The organism is Pseudomonas sp. GL-B-19 (genome assembly GCF_019956415.1).
In the GTDB taxonomy this organism is placed as follows: Bacteria; Pseudomonadota; Gammaproteobacteria; order Pseudomonadales; family Pseudomonadaceae; genus Aquipseudomonas.
Window position 1 is genome coordinate 135,016 of the sequence record NZ_JAHBDK010000012.1, and the last position, 22,669, is coordinate 157,684.

Here is a 22,669-nt window from a genome sequence, read left to right on the forward strand (position 1 = left end):
GCTCCGCAGTGATTGGACGCCATTAGCAAAGCGTTAGAGGGAGTGATTGGCAAAATTTTTTTAGATGTTTTTTCTATTGAAACGCTGGGTTTTATGACGTTTAGCGGCCTCGGTGTGCTGACATTGCGTCAACTCCTCAGGCCACTGCACGCGGTGCCGAGGGCCGAAGCAGGCGCTCAATGGCCCCACTCACCAGGTTCTCCAGCAGTTCATCATGCTCATGTTCGTTCAGCGAATGTTGCATCAACCAACTGGGGGCGCTGTTGAGCAAGTTGGCGATGGCGTGCGCAGTGGCACGTTGCGCCTGTTCACCGACCCGGGATTTGGTGCCGATCATCAGCAGTAATCGCTGTTCGTATTGCTCGCGCAATTGCCGGACGCGCGCTTGTTGCTCGTCATTGAGGCAACCGGCGTCACGCTCCGCCAGACGGAAATGCCAGGGCATTTCCCGGTGCAGATTCAAATGCGCGCGGATCAGGCTTTGCAGTTTGTCGCGTTTGGCCGGGCCCTTTTGATCGAGGCGACCCAAGGTCGCCAGCAGTTCTTCGTAGAACTCCTCAATCAGGTCGAGCAGCAAGTGCTGCTTGCTCGGGTAATGGTGATACAACGAGCCCGGGGAGAGCCCCAGGCACGCGGCCAGTTCACGCATGCCGACCTGACCGAAACCCTTGCTGGAGAACAACTCCAGCACTTTGTCCCGGTACTCGGCAAAGCGCGAGCAACGTTCAGGCATAGGCATAGAATCCACGTCCTGTTTTGCGCCCCAGATAGCCGGCGGCGACCATTTCCTTGAGCAGTGGAGCAGGGCGGTACTTGCTGTCGTTAAAGCCGTCGTGGAAGGCTTCCATAATGGCCAGCAGGGTATCCAGACCGATCAGGTCCGCCAGGGCCAGCGGGCCGATCGGCTGGTTGCAGCCCAGACGCATGCCAGCGTCGATGTCTTCGGCACTGGCCAGACCTTCCTGAAATACCAGAACCGCTTCGTTGATCATCGGCACCAGAATCCGGTTGACCACGAAACCCGGGCGGTTGCCGGCGGTGATCGCGGTTTTGCCCAGGGTTGTCGCCATGTCCAGGGCGAGGGCATGCGTGCTGTCGCTGGTTTGCAGGCCGCGAATCACTTCAATCAGGCCCATCACCGGCACCGGGTTGAAGAAGTGCAGGCCGATGAAGCGCTCAGGCTGGCTGACGCTGGCGGCGAGTTGGGTAATCGACAGCGACGAGGTGTTGGAAGCAATCACGCACTCGGCACTGACCTGCGCGGCAATTTGTTGCAGCACGCGCAGTTTCAAATCGAGGTTTTCGGTGGCCGCTTCGATCACCAGTTGCGCGTTCTGCAGGCTATCGTATTGGGTGCTGGTGCGAATCTTGTCGAGGGCTGCGTTCTTCTGCTCCTCGGTCAACGTTTCCTTGGCGACCTGGCGATCAAGGTTTTTGCTGACGGTTGCCAGGGCCTTTTGCAGGGCACTGTCGGAGATGTCGATCAGGGTCACGTTGAAGCCAGCCAGCGCACAGACCTGCGCAATGCCGTTGCCCATGGTGCCCGCGCCGATCACGCCAATGTTTTGCAGATTCATGTTGCCGTCCTTCCGGTCATACCGTGCGATACCTTGGCCGTGACAACGGTCGAAGGCGTACTATTGGCCGCGAGTCTAGAACCGGCAGCCCGGTTGTCCTATGCCGCAACTGTTCAACGGTGCTGGCGTTTTTTGCCAGTTCAAGTGTTAGGGAGAGAAACGTTCACATGCGGGAAAACGACTCGGTTGCCGTTTATTTCGTGCAGGCAATGATCCATGCACTGGCGCAAGATCCGCAGCGCCTGAAGGCTGCGCTGGAGCAGGCCGGTATCGACCCGGCGTTGTTGTCTGAGCCCACGGCGCGGGTGTCGGCCAGCGCGTTTGCCGAGCTGTGGTTGATTCAGATCCGCGAATTGAACGACGAGTTTTTCCGCCTCGACTCCCACGGCATGCCGCCGGGCAGCTTCGCGTTGATCTGCCGTGCCTTGATTCAGGAGCCCGACCTGCACAAAGCCATGCGCCAGTGCCTGGCCAATTTCGGTCTGTTCCTGCGCGACTTTCGCGGCACCCTGACCGTGCGCGGCAAGCGCGCAATCATCAGCCTGGAGACCCATGCGCAAAACGACGATCTCAGCCGTTTCGGCGAAGAGACGTTCCTGGTGCTGATGATCAGTCTGCTGTGCTGGCTCGGGGGGCGACGCATCCCCATCGATCGCGCGGACTTCCGTCATGAACGCGTGTCCCTCAGCGATGACCGCCTGCTGTGGGGCCCCAACCTGACCTTCGGCGCCGAGCGCACCGAAATCGAATTCGCCAGCCACTACCTGCGCCTGCCGGTGGTTCAAGATCTGGCCTCACTGAAAGTATTCCTGCGCACGGCCCCGCAATGGCTGGTGATCCGCTTCCGCAACCAACATGGCCTGGCCTCGCAAGTCCACCAGCGCCTGCGCAACAGCGACTACAGCGAATGGCCGACCTTGCAGGACTTCGCCCTCGAGCAACACCTGAGCCCCAGCACCTTCCGCCGCAAATTGGAGCGTGAAGGGTGCTCATATCAGGAGATCAAGGACGAAGTGCGGCGAGGCGTGGCCTTTGAGCAATTACGCCAGAGCAAGGCGAGCATCAGTGATATCGCTGAGCGGCTGGGCTTTCAGGAACCGAGCGCGTTCCATCGGGCGTTCAAGAAATGGACGGGGGAGAGCCCGGGGCGGTATCGGGCGCGGTTTCAGGTGGAGTGTTCGGGGTGATCCCCATAGTTGGCCGCTTCACCGCCTTGTTCGACCAGGCCCGACGCGCCTTGCTGCTGGTCTGGGGCACCTCTCGCGGATTATTCCTCGGCCTGGTCCTGGCCACCCTGATTGCCGGTGTTCTCCCGGCGCTGGCCGCCTGGATAGGTCAACGCATCGTCGACGCAGTGGTCAGTGCCATGCAGTTGCACGCGCAGCAAGGCAGTGCGCCGTTGTGGCCGGTGGTGCGTTATGTGTTGATGGAGGCGGGGGTGCTGGCGTTGTTGTCTGGTACTCAGCGGGCGTTGTCGGTTCAGCAGTCGCTGTTGCGGGTGCAGTTGGGGCAGAAGGTCAACACGATGATTCTGGAGAAAGCCCAGACGTTGTCGCTGATGCAGTTCGAGAATTCCGAGTTTTACGACAAGCTGGTGCGGGTGCGGCGCGAGGCTTCGACCCGGCCGCTGGCGTTGGTGATGAAGTCGTTGGGGTTGATCCAGAACCTGATTGTGCTGATCAGCTTCGGCGTGTTGCTGGTGCACTTTTCGCCGTGGGCGCTGGTGCTGTTGGTGGTCGGTGCATTGCCGGTGTTTTTCGCCGAGGCGCATTTTTCCGGGGATGCTTTTCGGCTGTTCACCCGCCGGGCGCCGGAGAGTCGGCAGCAGAATTACATCGAGACGCTGTTGTCCCACGAGGGGTACATCAAAGAGGTCAAATTGTTCGGTTTCGCGCCGCTGTTGTTGAAGCGTTATCGCGACACGTTCGCGCGTCTCTACGCCGAAGACCGCCGGTTGACGTTGCGTCGCGATGGTTGGGGATTTGTCCTCGGCCTGCTCGGCACGTCGGCGTTTTACCTGGCGTATGCGTGGGTGGTGGTCGATACCGTTCACGGCAACATCAGCCTGGGGCAAATGACCATGTACCTGGTGTTGTTCAAGCAGGGGCAAACCGCGGTCAGCAGTAGCTTGAGCGCCATCAGCGGTCTCTATGAAGACGGCCTTTACCTGTCGAGCCTTTATGAATACCTGGCCGAACCGGTGGTGGCCGATTCCGGACATCTCACCGAGGGCGCGGTGCCGGGCGATGGTTTGCGTTTCGAGAACGTCAGTTTTCGTTATCCGGGTGCGAGTCGTGCGGCATTGGAAGGCATCGATCTGCACCTGGTTCCGGGGCGCAGCCTGGCGCTGGTGGGGGAGAACGGCTCGGGCAAGACCACGCTGATCAAGTTGCTGACCCGTTTGTACCGACCCGATCAAGGCCGTATTTTGCTCGACGGCAGCGATTTGCAGACCTGGAAGGAGGACGTGCTGCGACAGCGCATCGGCGTGATTTTTCAGGATTACATCCGCTACCAATTCTCGGTGGGTGAAAACATCGGCGTCGGCGACACGTTGGCGTTCAATGATGAACAGCGCTGGCAGGACGCGGCGGCGCAGGGCATGGCCGCGCCGTTCATCGAGCGTCTGGATCGCGGGTATGCCACGCAATTGGGGCGATGGTTTGCCGGTGGGCAAGAGCTGTCCGGGGGGCAGTGGCAAAAGATCGCGCTATCGCGTGCTTACATGCGTCGCGACGCCGATATCCTGATTCTCGATGAACCGACGTCGGCACTCGATCCGGCGGCGGAAGCGGCGGTGTTCGAGCATTTCAGCGAGCACACCGAAGGTCGCATGACGTTGCTGATTTCCCATCGGTTTTCCAGCGTGCGCAATGCGGACCACATCATTGTGTTGGACCAAGGGGCGATTCTTGAACGTGGCGATCACGACAGCCTCGTGGACGCGGGCGGACGCTACGCGCAGTTGTTCAACCTGCAAGCCCGGGGTTACCGCTAGGTTTTGCTTTCATCAAACCATCGATTGCCTGGCGATATTGGCTTCCACCCAGACTCATGCTGTTGTTATGCGTACCACCGGGCACCAGCAGCAGGCGCTTGGGTTGATTGGCGGCGTTGAACAATTGCTGGCTGAAACGTGAAGGCATTAGCGGGTCGGCCAGGCCGTGAACCACCAACAGCGGCATGTCGATGTCGACAATCTTGTCGATGGAATCGAATTTTTGCGACACCAGCCAACGCACTGGCAGCCATTTCACCGGCAGGTTGTTGTCGGCCACTTGCGCCACGGCATCGCCCAGCGTGGTGAACGTGGACTCGATCACCAGGCCGCGCACCGGCACCGCGACATGCTGTTTTTTCGCCTGTGCGGCCAGGTCCGCCGCGAGGTCGATGGCCACCGCGCCGCCCAGGGAATGGCCGTAGATCAGACGCTTGCTGGCGTCCGGCTGCATTTGGGTGAAGCGTTCCCAAGCGGCTCGGGCGTCTTCGTAAACGCTGGCTTCCGAGGGCAGATCACCTTGGCTTTGGCCGAACCCACGGTAGTCGATGGCCAGCACCGAGTAGCCCATGGCGCGCAATTGCTCAATGCGAAACGCCTGGCCCGTCAGGTTCCAGCGCACGCCGTGCAGGTAGAGGATCGACGGCGCATCACGGCGCTCGGCGGGCCACCACCAGGCATGCAGGTTTTGCCCCGCCCTGAAACGGGAGGGTTTGATGTCGAATTCCTGCACATCGTCCGGCAAGCCGCGGTACCAGCCCGCGTTACCCGGCTCGATGCGAAACAACAGCTCGCGCTCCTTGTACTTGAGCACACCGCAACTCACCGGCAGGCCGATGATCAGCATGGCCATGCACAGCAGCGGCAGCCAACGACGGCTCATCCAACTCGACAACATGCGGCGGTCCGGAAGATCAGCGGGAAAGGACGGGTTTTAACAGATGCGTGGCGGGGGCGGGGACAATTGCGACAGCCGTATGAATAGGCGGTAAATCATCGGGCCCCTTCGCGAACGGGCTCGCTCCCACATTTGACCGAGTTCTTCCAGAAGAAATGCGATCCACTGTGGGAGCCAGCCTGCTCGCGAAGGGGCCATTACTGCCAAAGCCAAATCCCGATCAATCCACCTCCCTCCATACGCGCATACGCCTGCGACGCATTGGCAAGCGTATACACCTTATCGATCATCGGTAGGCAACGCCCGGCTGCGAACTCTTGATCTTATGGCATTTCAGGCAGTTCTTGCGGGCGCAGGTCGAACACCAGTACTTCGGCATCCACACCGTTGCTTAACGTCAGCACCTGCTCATCGCGAACCCGCACGCCGTCACCTTCCTGTAACGGCACGCCGTTGAGTTCGACACTGCCACGGGCCACATGCACGTAGGCATAACGATTCGCGGCCAGTTCCAGCGCGGTGCTTTCCTTGCCGTCGATCAGCGCGGCGTACACCCGTGCATCCTGGCGCACCTTCAGCGAACCCTTGTCGCCGTCGGGGGAGATGATCAGTTGCAGGCGCCCGCGCTTCTTTTGCGTGCTGAAATGCTCTTGCTGATAACGCGGTTTTGCGCCGCTCACTTCTGGCACGATCCAGATTTGCAGGAAGTGCACGGGCCGTGTCGCCGAGTGGTTGTACTCGCTGTGGGCCACGCCACTGCCGGCGCTCATCAGCTGCACGTCACCGGGGCGGATCACCGAACCGGTGCCCAGCGTGTCCTTGTGTTCAAGCGCACCGTCGAGCACGTAGGAAAAAATCTCCATGTCGCGGTGCGGGTGCTGGCCGAAACCTTTACCGGCCGCTACGCGGTCATCGTTGATCACCAACAGGTCGGAAAAACCCTGTTCTTTCGGGTTGCGGTAGTTGGCGAAGGAAAAGGTATGGAACGACTTCAACCAACCGTGATTGGCCGCGCCGCGATCAGAAGCTTTGCGAAGGGTCAGCATGATGAAATCTCCTGTTGGGACGTTGATTCGTCCGAGTGAGGAGAAGATTAATGGTTACTGGTTGATGCAATAAGTAGATGGAAATTGAAACACTGTCTCGTTCGGGTTGACAGTTGTGTGCGGGCGATCACGTATTCTTCTCCGACGCTGACGCCGCGATTGGCCATAATGCACAGCACCTTTTAATGCCGGACACATCACCCCTGTGGGAGCGAGCCGGCTCCGGGCGGCGTTCCGACGATAGCGGTGTATCAGTTGACATCAATATTGACTTTGCCTCCGTCATCGCGAGCAGGCTCGCTCCCACAGGGACCGGTGTCTGGCCAGTATTCTTTTCTGACTTCAGTGATTTTTAACCCATGAAAACCGTCGCTATGGTGCTGTTTCCGGACTTTCTACTGCTCGACATGGCAGGTCCCATGGAAGTGTTTTCCATCGCCAACCGATACCTGGCCCCGGCTGACCACTACATGCTCACGACCATCGGCACCGAGCCTGAAGCGTTGCGTGCCTCCAATGGCGTCAGGGTTCAGGCCGATCTGCACATTGATCAGGCAATTGAAAGTTACGACCTTCTGCTGGTGCCAGGCGGTCCTGGTGCCTATAACGAGAAATATCCACCGTTGCTCGGCTGGCTCAAGGGCGCTGTGAATCGTGCCGGACGCTATGGTTCGATCTGCACTGGCGCCTTTTTGTTGGGGCACGCCGGTTTGCTCGACGGTTACCGCGTGACCACTCACTGGCATTACACCGAACGGTTGATCAAAGGTTTTCCCAAGGCAACGGTGGAGACTGATCAGATTTATGTGCAGGACCGCAATCTCATTACCTCCGGCGGCGTAACCGCCGGCATCGACCTGGCGCTGGCAGTAGTCGCCGAAGACCATGGTAAAAAAGTCGCGCAGGACGTGGCCAAAGTGCTGCTGGTGGTGATGAAACGCCAGGGAGGGCAGGCGCAGTTCAGCCCGCTGATGGCTACGGTCGCTCCCCATGAAACACCGATCACCCGACTGCAAAACTATGTGCTCGAGCATCTCGATGAAGCGTTCAGCATCGAACGCATGGCCGGCCTGGCAACCATGAGTGCGCGCCACTTCACCCGGGTTTTTGCCCGGGAAGTGAACATGACGCCCATGGAGTTTTTGCAAAACGCACGCATCGACCGCGCCAGGAGCCTGCTGGAAACCAGTGACGTGCCGCTCAAGACCGTGGCCTTCAAAAGTGGCTTCGGCAGTGTGCGGCACATGCGTTTTCTGTTCAGCGAAAAACTCGGCCTGACACCCAGCCAATACCGTGAACAGTTCAGCTAGCGCCTTGTGTCCGTTGCACGCACCGTGATGGCCGGTATGCTCCCTCCGTGGCCGTTGAACCGTCACTGAGGTCTGCCAAGATAGCCGTGAACTCTTTGCAATGGAGGTGCGGGAGCCTGGAGGGCGGGTGCGAAGGATGTTTGAGGCACTTTGAGCCGGGCCAGGTTTTCAGCACGCGAACGTGCATGAACAGCCTCACACATTTACACCGCGAAGCGGTGCTGCATTTCGGCCCCTACGCGTTTCACCAGCGGCAACGGCTGATCCTTGAAGGTGATCGGCCGCTGCGCATGGGCGGGCGAGCCCTGGACATTTTGCAGGTGCTGGTCGAACGTGCCGGGACGGTGGTCAGCAAGGACGAGTTGATTGCCCAGGTCTGGCCGACGTCGGTGGTCGAAGAAATCAACCTGCGCGTGCACATCGCTGCGTTACGCCGCGCCTTAGGCGATGGGCAGGACGGCCAGCGCTACATCGTCAACATTCCACAATGCGGGTACAGCTTTGTTGCCCCGGTGCAGCACGTGCCGGCGGGCGTGCCTGTGTCGATCCAGACTGTTCAAAAAGCTCAGCACAACCTGCCTGCACGACTCACGCCGGTGACCGGTCGTGACTCGATTGTCGGCAGTCTGGTCCGCCAGTTACCGCTGCGGCGTCTGATGACACTGGTCGGCCCCGGCGGGATTGGCAAGACCACCGTGGCGTTGCGTGTGGCCGAACTGTTGTTGCAGCACTATCAGGACGGCGTCTGGCGGGTTGATCTGGGGGCGATCGATGATCCCGCGCAAGTGCTTGACCACCTGAGGCGCACCCTCGAACTGGACGTCGGGACGCCCCTCGATGGATGGGCGCAGCGCCATGCGTTACTGGTACTCGACAACTGCGAGCACCTGCTTGAGCGTTGCCGGACATTGGTCGAAAGCCTGCTGATCGCGGCGCCCCGGCTGTCGATTCTGGTCACCAGTCGCGAGCCTTTGCTGGCCGCTGGGGAAACGCTCGTGCGTTTACCGCCACTGGCGGTGCCGCCCGTCTGCGAACTGCAAAGTGTCGCCCAAGTCATGGGGTATTCGGCCGTGCAACTGTTCGTCAGTCGCGCCCGTGCCCGTCAACAAGGCTTTGTCCTGCGCGAACAAGACCTCATAGCCGTGGGTGACATCTGCCGCAGGCTCGATGGTTTGCCGTTGGCCATCGAGTTGGCCGCCGCGCAAATCGACGCATTGGCGCTGGTGGGGTTGCAAGCCCAGCTCGATAACTGTTTTCAACTGCTGACCCAGGGCCGCCGCACCGCCGTCCCCCGGCATCAAACCTTGAAAGCCGCGCTGGACTGGAGCTATGAACGGCTGAGCCCGTTAGAGCAAACGGTATTGCAGCGCCTGGCGGTGTTCAAAATGGCCTTCACCCTGGACGCAGCCATTGGCGTGATGAGCTGCGCGGTGCTGCTGCCTGGTCGCGTGAGGGAGGCGGTGGAACACCTGGTGCTCAAATCACTGTTATCGCTGGAGCAGGGTAGTGGTGTGAGCCGGTACCGTTTCCTCAACACCACCCGCATGTATGCCCTGGAAAAGCTTGAACACAGTGGGGGGGGGCGCGATTTTGAAAGGCGTTATGCCCGCTACATCAGCCGGGCGCGTGGAATATCAGGCGGGCAGGTGGCGTTGCAACTCGTCGAGTAACCGGCGGACTTTTATCAGGTCCGGTGTGGTAAAGCCTTCGGTGAACCGCTGGTAGATCGGCGCCAGCAGCTCATGGGCTTGCTGATAGTGGCCCTGGCGCTGCCAAAGTTGTGCCAGCGAAGTGGCGCTACGCAGTTCCCAGGCGAGGGCGCCTTGGGTTTTGGCCACGTTCAGCGCCCTGATCAGTACGGCCTCGGCCGCCTCGGTTTGCTGCGGGCAATCCTCTGCCAGCAGCGCGTTCGCGCTGGCCCGCAGAATCTCTGCTGTGCTCCAGCCTGCGGTGCCGGTATCCGCTCGCTGCAGCAAGGCGTTATCGACGAAATCGTTGTCCAGCGTGACCATGATGTCCTTGATCAACCCGGTGCCAGGTGAAACTGACAATTGCGTTTGCGCCGGGTCGATCACTTGCGCGTAGTGGCGCGCCCAGGTGTAGAACAGCAGCACAGAATGTTTTTGCGCTTGCTCCAGCAGCAAGCTCAGCAGCTCGCGAGCGCTGCGGGTGTCGCCGTTGTAGTGGGCGATCAGACAGCCGGCCAAGGCCAGTGTGTAGCAAATCGAGGTGCCATGGTTGATCTGAACCGCGATGTCCAGCGCCTGGCGCGCCGTGCGCCAGGCTTGCTCCGGTTGGCCTTGCAACCACAAGATGCGCGCCAGAATCGTCAGGGCGGCCACGCTCTGATCGTATTGCACGCCAAAACCGTGGGTGAAGCGGTTGAGGTGGCCGCTCTGGGCCATGCGCTGGATCACTTGTCGGGCATCCGCCCCCGCTTGTTCTTGATCCCCGGCAAAGTGCAGGGCCAGCACCCGTAAGCGGTGAGTGCTCAGCGACAGAACGGCTTCACCTTTTGCGCTCAACCGGTCGAATTGCTGGCTTTGCTCAAGCGCCATTTGATAGTTGCCGCAACTGAGGCTGACCGCCATATGCCCGGACACCGCCCGCTGCTGACCGGCCACGTCACTGCACTGTCTGGCCAGGTTTCTGGCGCTGACGAAGGCTTCGATGGTTTCCGGCGTGCCGCCCTGGGTGTGGTAACAGGAGCTGCCCAGGGCAAGCTTCAGGGCCATTTTCAGATGAAGGCAGGGCTCGGGCGTCGCATCGAGCAGCGTCAGGGCCTTGCGTACATACACGCCATGTTCCTTGAGCAGCGAAAGTTCCTGCCACAGCGGCGTGGACGTTGCGGCCAAGCGGATCGCCAGCGTTTGCGGCCCATGTCCGTTCAAGCCCCAATCGAGCGCCGCGCGAATATCTTCCAGACCTCGGGCATAACGCTCGATCCACACACCGGTGGGGATGTGCTCCCAGTCATTCTGGGCCTGATGCATCAAGGCCAGGCAGCGTTCGGCATGGCGGATTTGCGTGTCCGCCAAGTCAGTGGTCTGGTCGAGTTTCTCCAGGGCATAGCTGCGTGTGGTGTCGAGCAGGCGGTAGAACACTTCCTCATCGCCCACCTCCACGTTGAGCAGCGACTTGGCCACCAATTGGGTAATCGCGCCGAACACCTTGTCGGGGTCGATGTGTTCACCGACGATCACCGCGGCGGCCGACTCCAGGGTGAATCCGCCCCTGAACACGCTCAATCGGCGCAGGCAGGTTTGTTCGCAGGCCGTCAGCAGTTCGAAGCTCCAGTCGAGCGTGGCGCGAAGGGTCTGGTGCCGGCCCAACACCCGCTGACACCCTTGGGTGAGCAGGCGAAAACTGCCTTGCAACTGGTCCAGCAGTCCACTCAAACCAAAGTTGCCGACTTGTGCGGCGGCCAGTTCGATGGCCAGCGGAATCCCGTCCAGACGATGACAGATGTCGACCAACAGTGGCAGCTCGTCATCACTCAATTCAAAGCTGTCGTGGCTGGCCATTGCCCGCTCGACAAACAATTGCAGCGCCGAAAACGTCATGGCCTGAGTGCGGTCCAGCACGGCGATGGAGGGTGGACAATCCAGCGATTCAAGGCGCTGAACAAATTCGCCTTCGGCCCGCAGGCTCTCGCGGCTGGTGGCCAGAATGTGCACCTGCGGCGCGCCCCGCAGGATGCCTTCGCAGAGCAAGGCAATGGCGTCGAGCAGATGCTCGCAATTGTCGATCACCAGCAGCATCTGCCGGTCGCGCAGGAAGGCGGCGAGTTCGCTCACGGGTTCGCCGTCGTGCAAGGATAAATTCAGCAGCGTCGCCAAATGCGTGGTGACCATCAACGGGTCGTTGATCGGTGCCAGGTCCAACAGGCGAATGCCGTCCCGGTAGCGCCCGATCAGTTGTTCGGCGACGCGCAGGGCCACGGTGGTCTTGCCGATGCCGCCAGGACCGACGAGGGTGATGAATCGCTGGCGTGCCAGTTGCGTCACCAGGGTGTCGACCAGGGACTGGCGACCGATCAGGCGAGTGCGGCGCACGGGCAGGTTATGGCCGTTGGGCACAGGCCTTTTGGTGTCGGGGTTTAGTTCGATCAGTTCCAGTGAATAGGGCGCGACAAAGCTATAGCCGCGCTGCGCCACGGTGACGATGTAGCGCTGGCCGGCCTGGCCATCGCCGAGGGCTTTGCGCAGTGCCGCCATGTGCACCCGCAGGTTGATGTCCTCCACCACACTTTTGGGCCAGACCGCCGCGATCAGTTGCTGTTTGCTGACCACCTGGCCGGCGTGCTCCAGCAGGATCAACAGAATGTCCATGGCACGTCGGCCCAGGCGCAAGGGCTGGTCAGCCTCCATCACCAGGCGTTGTCCGGGGTAAATCCGGTAGGGGCCGAAATGCACAGCCTGCTCGGGGGAAAGGGTCAACGAGGCACTCCAGCTTGCATCCGTCCAGGATGTGGTTTTCGAGCATATTCCTCAGGTTTTTCCGTCAACGCAACGAGGGTTTGGGTGACTGTCGGGTGGTCGCCACGACTGCAGCACCCGACACAGACAGCCGGTGCCATGTTTACGGTAGCAAAGGCCGCGTTATGGTTTTTGGCGCGCCATGGAAAATTAACAACGTTTAACTCGTCCTGCGTCTGGTCTACGTCCAAAACTCTCATCCTTCAACTTCCACCGATCAGTCGCAGTTCGCAACACCTGTAGGAGCCGAGCTTGCTCGCGATAGCGATGGATCAGTCGACATTGACTGTGACTGACACACCGCTATCGCGAGCAAGCTCGGCTCCTACAAATGTGGTGTTGGCATTGAAGTTAAGCAGGGATTCTTATTCATGAGGACACGGGAATGAGCAACGTGGTGGTGGTCTATCACAGCGGCTACGGGCACACCCGGGTCATGGCGCAGGCCGTCGCCCAAGGGGTGGAACGGCATTTGGGCAGCACCTGCCAATTGATTGCTGTCGAAGAAGTGGAAGACCACTGGGACCGATTGCACCACGCCGACGCCATCATCTTTGGCGCGCCGACCTACATGGGCAGCGCCTCGGCACCCTTCAAAGGATTCATGGAAGCCTCTGCGGCGTTTTACCTGGCCCAACCCTGGCGCGACAAGTTGGCGGCCGGGTTCACCAACTCCGGCAGCCTGTGCGGCGACAAGCTCAACACCTTGTTGCAGATGGCAGTGTTCGCCGCCCAACACTCAATGATCTGGGTTGGTCTGGACGTGCTGCCGGCGCGCTCCGGCACCGGCGTGTTCGATGGGCAGATGAATCGCCTGGGCAGCTCGCTGGGTGCCATGTCCCAGTCAAATGTCGAGCAACCTCCCGAACTGGCCCCGCCGCCCGAGGACCGCTGCACCGCTGCGCACCTGGGCGAGCGGGTGGCCCGGCTGGCCGAACGCATGAACCACTCACCGCTTTGATTCACCCCAACCCTCGCTAAGGAGATATCGCATGAGTACGTTCACCACCCGAGACGGCACCGAGATTTACTACAAGGACTGGGGCACCGGTCAGCCCATCGTCTTCAGCCATGGCTGGCCGTTGAATGCCGACAGCTGGGAGTCGCAGATGATGTTCCTGGCTTCTAAAGGCTACCGTGTCATCGCACATGACCGTCGTGGTCACGGGCGCTCCAGCCAGCCGTGGACCGGCAATGACATGGACACCTACGCCGACGATTTGGCGCAGTTGATCGAGTTGCTGGACCTCAAAGACGCCGTGCTGTTCGGCTTCTCCACCGGCGGTGGCGAGGTGGCGCGCTACATCGGTCGCCACGGCACTGGCCGCGTGGCCAAGGCCGGGCTGATCTCTGCGGTGCCGCCGCTGATGCTCAAGACCGAAGCCAACCCCGGTGGTCTGCCTATCGAGGTGTTCGATGGCATTCGCCAGGCATCACTGGTCGACCGCTCGCAGCTGTACATCGACCTCGCCAGCGGGCCGTTCTTCGGTTTTAACAAACCGGACGCCAAACCGTCACAAGGCATGATCGACTGGTTCTGGGTGCAAGGCATGGCTGCGGGCCACAAAAACGCCTACGACTGCATCAAGGCCTTCTCCGAAACCGACTTCACCGAAGACCTGAAGAAGTTCGACATCCCCACCCTGGTGGTGCATGGCGACGCCGATCAGGTGGTGCCGATCGAAGCGGCGGGCATCGCCTCGGCAGCACTGGTCAAAGGCTCGACGCTCAAGATCTACCCGGGTGCCCCCCATGGCCTGACGGATACCCACAAGGATCAGCTCAACGCTGATTTGCTGGCGTTCCTCAAGGGATAACGTGCCACGATGCGTTCGGCTGTAGCAGCTGTCGAGCAGCGCGAGGCGGCGTTCGGCTGCGCAGCAGTCGTGAAACCTGATCACGCGGTCTATCTGAAACACCGCGGTGACTGATTTGACGACTGCTGCGCAGCCGAATGCAGCCTCGCGCTGCTCGACAGCTGCTACAAAGTGTCGGGCTTTACTGTGCGTGAAGTTGAGCGGTGTAGGTGCTGCGCAGGGGCCGGGCGCGGGCAACACGGCAGCGCCAGGCAAACGGATTGATGCCTTCGCTACGGGTGAAGATGTGGCAGAAGTGTGCCTGATCGCAGAAGCCGCATTCGAGGCTGATTTGCGTCAGCGTCAGGTCGGTGTTCTGGATCAGTTGTTTCGCGCGGGCGATGCGTTGGTTGCGAATCCAGTCTTGTGGCGAGAGACCGGTGCTGCATTTGAACGCGCGGGAAAAATGACTGCGCGAGAGGGCGCAGGCCCGTGCCAGTTCGCAGACCTCGACGGTTTCATCGAGACGGTCGAGGATCAGTTGTTTCACCAGCCTTTCGCGCCACGGGGTCAAGCCGCCAGTGGTCTTCTTTGGCGATTCAGTGACTGCCGCGAGGGCAGCGTTTTGCTGAGAATGAGCCATGACAAATGTCCGTGTCGGTGAGCTTCATTCTTGGGCGCGGGGCGTTGGCAGGCGAGTTAAACGTTGTTAATTCCGCCCGTGCGCAATACCCGCAAAGGCGCTAACTCAGCACATTGCTGCAATTTTTTCGGGCGCGGTACATGCACGATCGACGTCATCCGGTGGCGTTGCGCGTGACCGCTGATCGAGTAAAGTCTCACCGCTTCATGCCAGGCTCAACACACAAGGGAACAGTGCCTATGAACCGTAATGATCTGCGCCGCGTCGACATGAACCTGTTGGTGATTTTCGAAGCGTTGATGTTCGAAAAGAACCTGACCCGTGTCGCGGAAAAACTGTTCATGGGCCAACCGGCGGTGAGTGCGGCGTTGGGGCGGTTGCGCGATCTGTTTGACGATCCGTTGTTGCTGCGTAACGGGCGTGGCATGGAGCCGACCGGACGGGCGCTGGCGATTCTCAAAGAATTGCAGCCGGCGATGGATACGATCTCGGGGGCGGTCAGCCGGGCCAAGGAGTTTGATCCGGCGACCAGTTGCGATGTGTTTCGCATTGGGCTGTCGGACGACGCCGAGTTCGGCTTGTTTCCGCCGTTATTGCGGCAACTGCAAGAAGATGCACCGGGGATTGTGGTCGTGGTGCGCCGAGCCAACTACCTGCTGATGCCGGCGTTGCTGGCCTCCGGGGAAATCTCCGTGGGCGTCAGCTACACCACCGACTTGCCGGCCAACGCCAAACGCAAAAAACTGCGGGACATTCCCTGCAAAGTGCTACGCGGGGACAAGCGACCGGGCACGCTGACGTTGGATGAATATTGCCAACGGCCTCACGCCATGGTGTCGTTCTCTGGCGACCTGAGCGGCAACATCGATCTCGATCTGGCCAAGCTCGGTCGCAGTCGCCGCGTAGTGTTGGGAGTACCGCAGTTCAGCGGCTTGCGCGCATTGCTCGCCGGCACCGAAATGATCGCCACCGTGCCGGACTATGCCGCGTGTGCGCTGGTGGAAGGCTGTGGGTTGCGGGCTGAAGATCCGCCGTTTCCAATTGATGCGGCGCAGCTTTCGATGGCCTGGAGCGGGGTACATGACAATGACCCGGCGGAGCGGTGGTTACGGTCGCGGATCAGCGAGTTCATGTCCGCACCTTTACCGCTTCCGGCTTGAACACGGCGACCTGCGGGCCGACCAAATTCCTCCGAACCTGCACCAAACCACTGTAGGAGCTGGCTTGCCTGCGATGCCGCCCTCACAGCCCACCAATATCTGGCAGAAGACCCCCGGCCCAACGTGGGAGCGAGCCTGCTCGCGATAGCGGTGTGTCATTCAGCATTGATGGTGGCTGATCCTGCGTCATCGCGAGCAGGCTCACTCCCACAGGGAATGTGTACGGATTCGAAGGCTGTGTTTAATCGTGTTTAGCGTTACTTCCTGAAAGCTACAGCGCCTTGCGCCGTTGCCTATGACTACGCCAGAATCCGCCGGCTTGTGTGCTTTGACCCTGAACTCTATCGTTTCCGCATCGCTGCCAATCAGCGATCGGGTATAGCGACCCGGACTATTCAAAGTGCATCAGTGCTCCAGACTTTGTTGCAGACTTTTGTCGTCTGCAATTACGTTATGGCGGTTGTATGCGGGAGACCTTCGGGTCTACCGGGTTGCCTTTGACCGGTTCGCTAACCTGCGTACAGCCGCCACCCTTACTTGTTTAGCGACAAGTTCCGGTGGCGCCATTTTCCAAAGGAGCGTCACCATGTTCAAAGCCACACCCAATCCCCCGGAATCCGATGACCGCGCGCCGGATCACTCTCTCAATCCCCTGAAAGTCACTTTCCCACCGCGCAAGCCCAGCACCATTTATCTCATCGCCCCTGGTGTCGACACCGAAACCCTGTTGGTCAATGCCTGCGAATCCCTGGCCTCGGCCAGCGTCATGGCCAGCGATTTCGCCGGGCTGATGGAAGGGCCGCATCGCAACACGATGCTCGGTATTCAACAGAACATCATGTTGGCTGAACTGGCAGTGAATCGGGCGCTGGACATTGTTGATCCGCAATAACTCTGTCCGTTGAAAAAACGGCCTCGTCGAGGCCGTTTTTTGTGCCTGGCAGAAGCCTTCCAGCAACGAAAATCCCTGTGGGAGCCGGGCTTGCCCGCGATGGCGGTCATCCAGTCAACAATGATGTTGGCTGACCCTCCGCTTTCGCGGGCAAGCCCGGCTCCCGCAGGATATTCGTTGCATTGCAGATCAGCGTGTACTCGCAAAAAGAGCACACCCATCCAATTTTTCCCGTTCCCGCGCCGTCACTATCGAATGATGTCTCGGCACCTCGCTGCCGGTGGTTTTTTCATTTGTGAAGGTAGCCCATGAACGCTTCGCGACGGGATGAACGGGCTCAGGACTTGGGTCTGCTTTTTTTTGCGGGTCAGCAGCAGTTTGTTCCTGCTGTGGGTGCACGGTTTGCCGAAGCTGCTTAACTACAGCGCTCAACTGCAAATCATCGAAGACCCTTTCCACTTGGGCGCGAACGTCACGCTGATGCTGGCAATTTTCGCCGAGGTATTGTGCCCCTTGCTGATCATCGCCGGGGTGCTGGTGCGTTTGGCGTGCCTGCCGATTTTGTGTGTGTTGTGGGTGGCGTTGTTGGTGGTGCATGCGCAATGGAGTCTCGATGAAGGGCAGTTCGGTTGGCTGCTGTTGATTCTGTTCACCAGCATTTTCATCGCCGGGCCGGGACGGCTGGCGTTCAATGTCCGATTCGCCGGAGCGTTACGGTATGCCTGAGTCCAATCGTTTTGAGGAAGTCGTGACCCTGGTCATCAAGCACCGGGTGAAGGCGGGATTTGAAGTGCCTTACGAAGCCTGGCTACGCAACATTGTCAGCATCGCCGGGCAGCAGGAAGGGCACCTGGGTGTGGACGTGATGCGCGGTAAAAGCGCCGGTCTCGACATGTACACCTGCGTGTTGCGCTTTTGCACCACCGAGGCGATGCAGCATTGGCTCGATTCGCCGCAGCGGCTGGAACTGGTCCGCGAAGCCACGCCGATGCTCGCCGATGGGGACCAGACCGAGGTTAATCCGGTCAAGGAATTTTGGTTCGCGCCGCAATCCGATACCGCGTCGCCACGGCCGCCGCGCTGGAAACAGGCCGTGGTGACGCTGTTGGTGATCCTGCCGCACACCTTGCTGGTGCCGCTGATCTGGGGGCCGCTGCTCCAGCTCAATGCCTTCCTCTCCAGTTACGTGGTCGCGACGTTCCTCATCACCCTGACCATCGTGGTGTCGGTGGTGTACCTGTTCATGCCGATGGCGACGCGCCTGTTCGCGCCCTGGTTATCTCCTTCCACTCAACCCAAGGAAACGCGATGAACGCCGATCTGATTCTATTCAATGGCCAATTTCATACCGTTGACCGTGAAAATCCGCTCGCCAGTGCCGTTGCCATCCACGGCGGTCGTTTCGTTGTGGTCGGCACCGATGCCGAGGCCATGGCCCTGCGCGGCTCGGGTACACAGATCATTGACCTCAAGGGCCGCTGCGTCATCCCAGGCCTCAACGACTCGCACCTGCACCTGATCCGTGGCGGTTTGAATTACAACCTCGAACTGCGTTGGGAAGGCGTACCGTCGCTGGCCGATGCCTTGCGCATGCTCAAGGATCAGGCCGACCGCACGCCGACGCCGCAATGGGTGCGGGTGGTCGGTGGCTGGAATGAATTCCAGTTCGCCGAAAAACGCATGCCGACCCTCGAAGAATTGAACCAGGCCGCGCCGGACACGCCAGTGTTTGTCCTGCATTTGTACGACCGCGCCTTGCTCAACCGTGCCGCGTTGCGCGTGGCCGGATACACCCGCACGACGCCGAACCCGCCGGGTGGTGAGATTGTGCGTGATGCCAACGGTGAGCCGACCGGAATGCTGGTTGCGCGGCCCAACGCGATGATTTTGTACTCGACGCTGGCCAAGGGGCCGAAGTTGCCGCTGGAGTATCAGGTCAACTCGACCCGTCAATTCATGCGCGAACTCAATCGTCTCGGCCTGACCAGCGCCATCGATGCTGGCGGTGGTTTCCAGAATTACCCGGACGATTATCAGGTGATCGAGCAACTGGCCAAGGACCAGCAACTGACCATTCGCATCGCCTACAACCTGTTCACCCAGAAGCCGAAAGAAGAACTGACCGACTTCAAGAACTGGACCAGCAACGTGACCCTGCACCAGGGCGACGACTACCTGCGGCACAACGGCGCCGGGGAAATGCTGGTGTTTTCGGCAGCGGATTTCGAAGACTTCCTCGAGCCGCGTCCGGACCTGCCACAAAGCATGGAAGACGAACTGGAACCGGTGGTGCGCCACTTGGTGGAACAGCGCTGGCCGTTCCGTTTGCACGCCACCTATAACGAATCGATCAGCCGCATGCTCGACGTGTTCGAGAAGGTAAACCGCGACATTCCGTTCAACGGTCTGCCATGGTTTTTCGATCACGCCGAAACCATCACCCCGCAGAACATCGAGCGGGTGAGGGCGCTGGGCGGCGGCATTGCAATTCAGGATCGGATGGCGTTTCAGGGCGAATACTTTGTCGAGCGTTACGGTGCCAAAGCCGCTGAAGCGACGCCGCCGATCAAGCGTATGTTGGCCGAAGGTGTACCGGTTGGCGCTGGCACCGACGCCACGCGAGTGTCCAGCTACAATCCCTGGACCTCGCTGTACTGGATGGTCAGCGGCCGCACCGTGGGTGGGCTTGAGCTGCACGCCGAGGGCTTGTCTCGGCAGACTGCGCTGGAACTGTTCACTCACGGCAGCGCCTGGTTCTCTTCCGAGCAGGGCAAGAAAGGCATGATCAAGGTCGGCCAACTGGCGGACGTCGCAGCGCTTAGCGCGGACTTTTTCAGCGTCGACGAAGAAGCGATCAAGTGGATCGAGTCGGTGCTGACGGTGGTTGGCGGCAAAGTGGTATACGCCGCCGGTGACTTCGAAAAACTTGGGCCGGCCAGTGTGCCGGTGCTGCCGGACTGGTCGCCGGTAGCGAACGTGCCGGGCCACTGGCGTCCGACTTCGCCGATGCAGACGCAGGTTCACCATTGCAGCGGACCCTGTGGCGTACATTCACACAGCCATGAAAAGGCACGTTTGTCGAACGCCCCGGTCAGCGATTTTGCGGGTTTCTGGGGCGCCTTCGGTTGTTCGTGCTTCGCATTCTGACGATCAAATAAAAAGCGCCGGCCGCGTTGGCCGATGCCCTGAGCGATAAACATCCACCGAGGAGTTTCACATGAGCAACGTTCCGTACAAACGCCTGAACAAAGACGATGCCGTTGTCCTGTTGGTCGACCACCAGACTGGCCTGATCTCACTGGTTCAGGATTTCTCACCCAACGAATTCAAGAACAACGTGCTGGCCCTCGCGGACCTGGCCAAGTTCTTCAAGCTGCCGACCATCCTCACCACCAGCTTCGAAAACGGCCCGAATGGCCCGATGGTGCCGGAGCTCAAGGAGCTGTTCCCGGACGCGCCATACATCCCGCGTCCTGGCCAGATCAACGCCTGGGACAACGAGGACTTCGTCAAAGCTGTCAAAGCCACGGGTCGCAAGCAGTTGATCATCGCCGGTGTGGTGACTGACGTTTGCGTGACCTTCCCGACACTGTCGGCGCTGGCGGAAGGGTTTGAAGTGTTCGTCGTCACCGACGCCTCGGGCACCTTCAACGAAACCGTGCAGCAAGCTGCCTGGGCGCGTATGACCGCGGCCGGTGCGCAAATGGTGAACTGGTTCTCGGTGGCCTGCGAGCTGCAAGGCGACTGGCGCAACGACATGGAAGGCCTGGCGAACCTGCTGTCGCCGCGCATTCCGAACTACCGCAATTTGATGAACAGCTATTCGGCGCTGACGTCGAAGTAAGTCACTTCAGCTACAACGCATAAACCTGTGGGAGCGAGCCTGCTCGCGAAAGCGGTGGATCAGCCAGCATCTTTGTTGGATGGGCTTCCGTATTCGCGAGCAGGCTCGCTCCCACAGTGTTTGTGCTGCTCCTTAACGCCGTGGCCACAGATTAATAGGATGCCAAAAAGCTAAGAAGCGGCTATAAAGTTGTCGACTGTCAACCACGGTATGACAATGAACCCGTTCGAAGACATGCGTATTTTTTGCCAGGTCATGGACTCCGGCAGCTTCACGGCGGCGGCTGATCAATTGGGGCTGTCCAAGCAGTTCGTCAGCCGGCGTTTGATGCAACTCGAAGAGCGCCTGGGCGTGCGTTTGCTCAACCGCTCGACGCGGCGGCTGGACGTCACGCCACTGGGGCAGAGTTATTACGAATCAGCCTTGCGCCTGCTGAGTGAGGTCGAGCAAGTAGAGCAGGGCATTGCCGGGCAGACCACTGAGCCACGCGGCACCCTGCGCATCAGCGCACCGTTGTCGTTTGCGGTGGCGCATTTGGGTTGCCTGCTGCCAGTGTTCTTGCAGCGCTATCGTGACGTCACTGTGGAAGTGGACCTCAGCGATCGTCCGGTGGATTTGCTCGGTGAAGGCTACGACCTGGCGTTGCGCATCGGCATTCTGGAAGACTCGACGCTGATCGCCCGACGCATCGCGTCAATTCAGCGCGTGTACTGCGCCAGCCCGACGTACCTGGCCGAGCGCGGTACGCCGCTCAAACCCGAAGACCTGCACAGCCATGACTGCCTGCCCTATGGCCACAGTCGTCAGGTGCAATGGCGGTTCGAAGGGCAGGGCAAACCGCTGACCGTCAATGTCACGGGCAGGATGCGAGTCAACAACGGTGAGTTGCTCAAGGATGCGGCGATTGCAGGGATGGGGATTACCTACTTGCCGACGTTTATTGTCGGTGCCGCCTTGAAGGACGGCAGGCTGGTGCCGGTGCTGGATGCGTTTCGGCCTGAGCCGCTGACGTTATCGGCGGTGTATCCGCAGCACCGTCAGAGTTCGCGACCGGTGCAGGCGATGATCGAGTTTTTGCGCGAGCGACTGGATCAGTCTGAGGGTTTGCTTTAAGCCGCCCGCACAGATTCCCCTGTGGAAACGAGCCTGCTCGCGATGGCGGAGTGTCAGACGACTTCAATGTTGAATGACAAATGGCTATCGCGAGCAGGCTCACTCCCACAGGGGGGTTCTGGGGTTCCCGTGTTTAGCGGTTATCAGCTCTTCTTGTCATCGCCGACTTCGCCATTGGCATGTACGCCACGGTCATCGCCAACTTCGCCGTTGGCATGTACGCCACGGTCATCGCCGACTTCGCCGTTGGCATGTACGCCACGGTCATCGCCGACTTCGCCATTGGCGCGTACGCCTTTGTCGTGGGCGACTTCACCGGCGCGATGAACGCCATTGTCGTGTTCCACTTCACCGGCGCGATGAACACCATTTTGGTTGTGGGACACTTCACCGGAGCGATGAGCGCCATTTTGGTTGTGGGACACCTCACCGGAGCGATGAACGCCATTTTGGTTGTGGGACACTTCACCGGAGCGATGAACGCCATTTTGGTTGTGGGACACTTCACCGGAGCGATGAACGCCATTTTGGTTGTGGGACACTTCACCGGAACGATGGACGCCATTGTCGTGGGCCACTTCACCGGAACGATGAACACCATGGTCATCGCCTGCTTCGCCGTTGGCATGAACGCCATGATCGTCGCCAGGTTCGGCGTGCGTGCCACTGCGCCCGGAGTTGGAGGAGGCTGTGTTGCCGGAATGGCTCGAGCCATGGTCGCTGCCACTGTGATCGCTGCCGCTATGGCCACTGCCGCTATTACCGCCGCTGCCACTGTTGCCGCCGCCACCGTGACTGCCGCCGCCACCGCTTCCACCGCCGCTGTTGCCGCCGCCACCGTGACTGCCACCGCCGCCACCGCCGCCACCGCTGTTGCCGCCACCACCACCGTGACTGCCACCGCCTCCACCGCC

18 protein-coding genes and 2 pseudogenes are annotated in these 22,669 nt (G+C 60.2%); 13 read left to right on the forward strand and 7 right to left on the reverse strand.

Going from position 1 to position 22,669, the window contains the following annotated elements:
• Window positions 1-136: 136 nt before the first annotated feature.
• Both KGB06_RS02380 and KGB06_RS02385 read right to left on the reverse strand, forming a co-directional pair.
• Entirely contained in the window at window positions 137-739 is a 603-nt protein-coding gene (locus KGB06_RS02380; RefSeq protein WP_223511618.1) for a TetR/AcrR family transcriptional regulator, read from the reverse strand.
• Window positions 726-1,577, reverse strand: a complete 852-nt coding sequence (locus KGB06_RS02385; protein WP_223511619.1) for a 3-hydroxybutyryl-CoA dehydrogenase — start codon at window positions 1,575-1,577, stop codon at window positions 726-728. Before KGB06_RS02385 ends, KGB06_RS02380 begins: the two co-directional genes overlap by 14 nt.
• Before the next feature lie 167 nt (window positions 1,578-1,744).
• Between KGB06_RS02385 and KGB06_RS02390 the strand changes: the two genes are divergently transcribed.
• Together KGB06_RS02390 and KGB06_RS02395 are read left to right on the forward strand one after the other, a co-directional pair.
• Complete coding sequence (locus tag KGB06_RS02390; RefSeq protein WP_223511620.1) at window positions 1,745-2,764, forward strand: AraC family transcriptional regulator; 1,020 nt, start codon at window positions 1,745-1,747, stop codon at window positions 2,762-2,764.
• Complete coding sequence (locus tag KGB06_RS02395; protein ID WP_223511643.1) at window positions 2,764-4,575, forward strand: ABC transporter ATP-binding protein; 1,812 nt, start codon at window positions 2,764-2,766, stop codon at window positions 4,573-4,575. Before KGB06_RS02390 ends, KGB06_RS02395 begins: the two co-directional genes overlap by 1 nt.
• Here the strand turns inward: KGB06_RS02395 and KGB06_RS02400 are convergent.
• Entirely contained in the window at window positions 4,547-5,473 is a 927-nt protein-coding gene (locus KGB06_RS02400; RefSeq protein ID WP_223511621.1) for an alpha/beta hydrolase, read from the reverse strand. The genes KGB06_RS02395 and KGB06_RS02400 overlap by 29 nt on opposite strands.
• A gap of 323 nt (window positions 5,474-5,796) precedes the next feature.
• A complete protein-coding gene (locus KGB06_RS02405) occupies window positions 5,797-6,519 on the reverse strand; it encodes a pirin family protein (RefSeq protein WP_223511622.1) in 723 nt (240 codons plus the stop codon).
• A 359-nt stretch (window positions 6,520-6,878) separates the two neighbouring features.
• Between KGB06_RS02405 and KGB06_RS02410 the strand changes: the two genes are divergently transcribed.
• Both KGB06_RS02410 and KGB06_RS02415 read left to right on the forward strand, forming a co-directional pair.
• Window positions 6,879-7,829: a GlxA family transcriptional regulator gene (locus KGB06_RS02410; RefSeq protein WP_223511623.1), complete on the forward strand. Its 951-nt coding sequence runs from the start codon at window positions 6,879-6,881 to the stop codon at window positions 7,827-7,829.
• Between the two features lie 185 nt (window positions 7,830-8,014).
• Window positions 8,015-9,499 (forward strand): ATP-binding protein, encoded by a 1,485-nt coding sequence (locus KGB06_RS02415; protein WP_223511624.1) that lies wholly within the window; start codon window positions 8,015-8,017, stop codon window positions 9,497-9,499.
• On the opposite strand, the gene KGB06_RS02420 is transcribed toward KGB06_RS02415, so the two are convergent.
• A complete protein-coding gene (locus KGB06_RS02420; protein ID WP_223511625.1) occupies window positions 9,464-12,268 on the reverse strand; it encodes an ATP-binding protein in 2,805 nt (934 codons plus the stop codon). The genes KGB06_RS02415 and KGB06_RS02420 overlap by 36 nt on opposite strands.
• A gap of 424 nt (window positions 12,269-12,692) precedes the next feature.
• Here KGB06_RS02420 and KGB06_RS02425 point away from each other — a divergent pair, with 424 nt between their 5' ends.
• The gene (locus KGB06_RS02425; protein WP_223511627.1) at window positions 12,693-13,268 is read left to right on the forward strand and encodes a flavodoxin family protein; all 576 of its coding nucleotides are present in this window, start codon (window positions 12,693-12,695) and stop codon (window positions 13,266-13,268) included.
• 31 nt (window positions 13,269-13,299) lie between these two features.
• Entirely contained in the window at window positions 13,300-14,124 is an 825-nt protein-coding gene (locus tag KGB06_RS02430) for an alpha/beta fold hydrolase (protein ID WP_223511628.1), read from the forward strand.
• Window positions 14,125-14,305: 181 nt separating this feature from the next.
• Here KGB06_RS02430 and KGB06_RS02435 read toward each other — a convergent pair whose 3' ends face one another.
• Entirely contained in the window at window positions 14,306-14,746 is a 441-nt protein-coding gene (locus KGB06_RS02435) for a helix-turn-helix domain-containing protein (RefSeq protein ID WP_223511629.1), read from the reverse strand.
• A 239-nt stretch (window positions 14,747-14,985) separates the two neighbouring features.
• On the opposite strand from KGB06_RS02435, the gene KGB06_RS02440 reads away from it, so the two are divergent.
• From KGB06_RS02440 to KGB06_RS02470, 7 genes and pseudogenes are all read left to right on the forward strand, one after another.
• On the forward strand, window positions 14,986-15,906 hold the full coding sequence (locus tag KGB06_RS02440; RefSeq protein WP_223511630.1) for a LysR family transcriptional regulator: 921 nt from the start codon (window positions 14,986-14,988) through the stop codon (window positions 15,904-15,906).
• 586 nt (window positions 15,907-16,492) lie between these two features.
• The gene (locus KGB06_RS02445; RefSeq protein ID WP_223511631.1) at window positions 16,493-16,798 is read left to right on the forward strand and encodes a DUF6124 family protein; all 306 of its coding nucleotides are present in this window, start codon (window positions 16,493-16,495) and stop codon (window positions 16,796-16,798) included.
• Between the two features lie 308 nt (window positions 16,799-17,106).
• Window positions 17,107-17,524, forward strand: a pseudogene (locus tag KGB06_RS02450) (DoxX family protein).
• Window positions 17,517-18,110, forward strand: coding sequence for an antibiotic biosynthesis monooxygenase (locus KGB06_RS02455; RefSeq protein WP_223511632.1), 594 nt, complete (start codon window positions 17,517-17,519; stop codon window positions 18,108-18,110). The pseudogene KGB06_RS02450 and the gene KGB06_RS02455 overlap by 8 nt, the downstream one beginning before the upstream one ends.
• Complete coding sequence (locus tag KGB06_RS02460) at window positions 18,107-19,945, forward strand: amidohydrolase (protein WP_223511633.1); 1,839 nt, start codon at window positions 18,107-18,109, stop codon at window positions 19,943-19,945. Before KGB06_RS02455 ends, KGB06_RS02460 begins: the two co-directional genes overlap by 4 nt.
• A gap of 70 nt (window positions 19,946-20,015) precedes the next feature.
• Window positions 20,016-20,642 carry an isochorismate family cysteine hydrolase YcaC gene (ycaC, locus tag KGB06_RS02465; protein ID WP_223511634.1) on the forward strand — a complete coding sequence of 209 codons (627 nt, stop codon included), beginning with the start codon at window positions 20,016-20,018 and terminating at the stop codon, window positions 20,640-20,642.
• A gap of 216 nt (window positions 20,643-20,858) precedes the next feature.
• Window positions 20,859-21,755: a LysR family transcriptional regulator gene (locus KGB06_RS02470; protein ID WP_223511636.1), complete on the forward strand. Its 897-nt coding sequence runs from the start codon at window positions 20,859-20,861 to the stop codon at window positions 21,753-21,755.
• 503 nt (window positions 21,756-22,258) lie between these two features.
• On the opposite strand, the pseudogene KGB06_RS30040 reads toward KGB06_RS02470, so the two are convergent.
• A pseudogene (locus KGB06_RS30040) lies at window positions 22,259-22,669 on the reverse strand (hypothetical protein); the annotation flags it as partial.

Coding starts and splice junctions, on each gene's coding strand:
- KGB06_RS02435 (WP_223511629.1), bottom strand. CDS start 14,746: ATGGCTCATTCTCAGCAAAACGCTGCCCTCGCGGCAGTCACTGAATCG.
- KGB06_RS02410 (WP_223511623.1), top strand. CDS start 6,879: ATGAAAACCGTCGCTATGGTGCTGTTTCCGGACTTTCTACTGCTCGAC.
- KGB06_RS02455 (WP_223511632.1), top strand. CDS start 17,517: ATGCCTGAGTCCAATCGTTTTGAGGAAGTCGTGACCCTGGTCATCAAG.
- KGB06_RS02460 (WP_223511633.1), top strand. CDS start 18,107: ATGAACGCCGATCTGATTCTATTCAATGGCCAATTTCATACCGTTGAC.
- KGB06_RS02415 (WP_223511624.1), top strand. CDS start 8,015: ATGAACAGCCTCACACATTTACACCGCGAAGCGGTGCTGCATTTCGGC.
- KGB06_RS02445 (WP_223511631.1), top strand. CDS start 16,493: ATGTTCAAAGCCACACCCAATCCCCCGGAATCCGATGACCGCGCGCCG.
- KGB06_RS02440 (WP_223511630.1), top strand. CDS start 14,986: ATGAACCGTAATGATCTGCGCCGCGTCGACATGAACCTGTTGGTGATT.
- KGB06_RS02400 (WP_223511621.1), bottom strand. CDS start 5,473: ATGTTGTCGAGTTGGATGAGCCGTCGTTGGCTGCCGCTGCTGTGCATG.
- KGB06_RS02405 (WP_223511622.1), bottom strand. CDS start 6,519: ATGCTGACCCTTCGCAAAGCTTCTGATCGCGGCGCGGCCAATCACGGT.
- KGB06_RS02430 (WP_223511628.1), top strand. CDS start 13,300: ATGAGTACGTTCACCACCCGAGACGGCACCGAGATTTACTACAAGGAC.
- KGB06_RS02380 (WP_223511618.1), bottom strand. CDS start 739: ATGCCTATGCCTGAACGTTGCTCGCGCTTTGCCGAGTACCGGGACAAA.
- ycaC (WP_223511634.1), top strand. CDS start 20,016: ATGAGCAACGTTCCGTACAAACGCCTGAACAAAGACGATGCCGTTGTC.
- KGB06_RS02390 (WP_223511620.1), top strand. CDS start 1,745: ATGCGGGAAAACGACTCGGTTGCCGTTTATTTCGTGCAGGCAATGATC.
- KGB06_RS02385 (WP_223511619.1), bottom strand. CDS start 1,577: ATGAATCTGCAAAACATTGGCGTGATCGGCGCGGGCACCATGGGCAAC.
- KGB06_RS02425 (WP_223511627.1), top strand. CDS start 12,693: ATGAGCAACGTGGTGGTGGTCTATCACAGCGGCTACGGGCACACCCGG.
- KGB06_RS02470 (WP_223511636.1), top strand. CDS start 20,859: ATGAACCCGTTCGAAGACATGCGTATTTTTTGCCAGGTCATGGACTCC.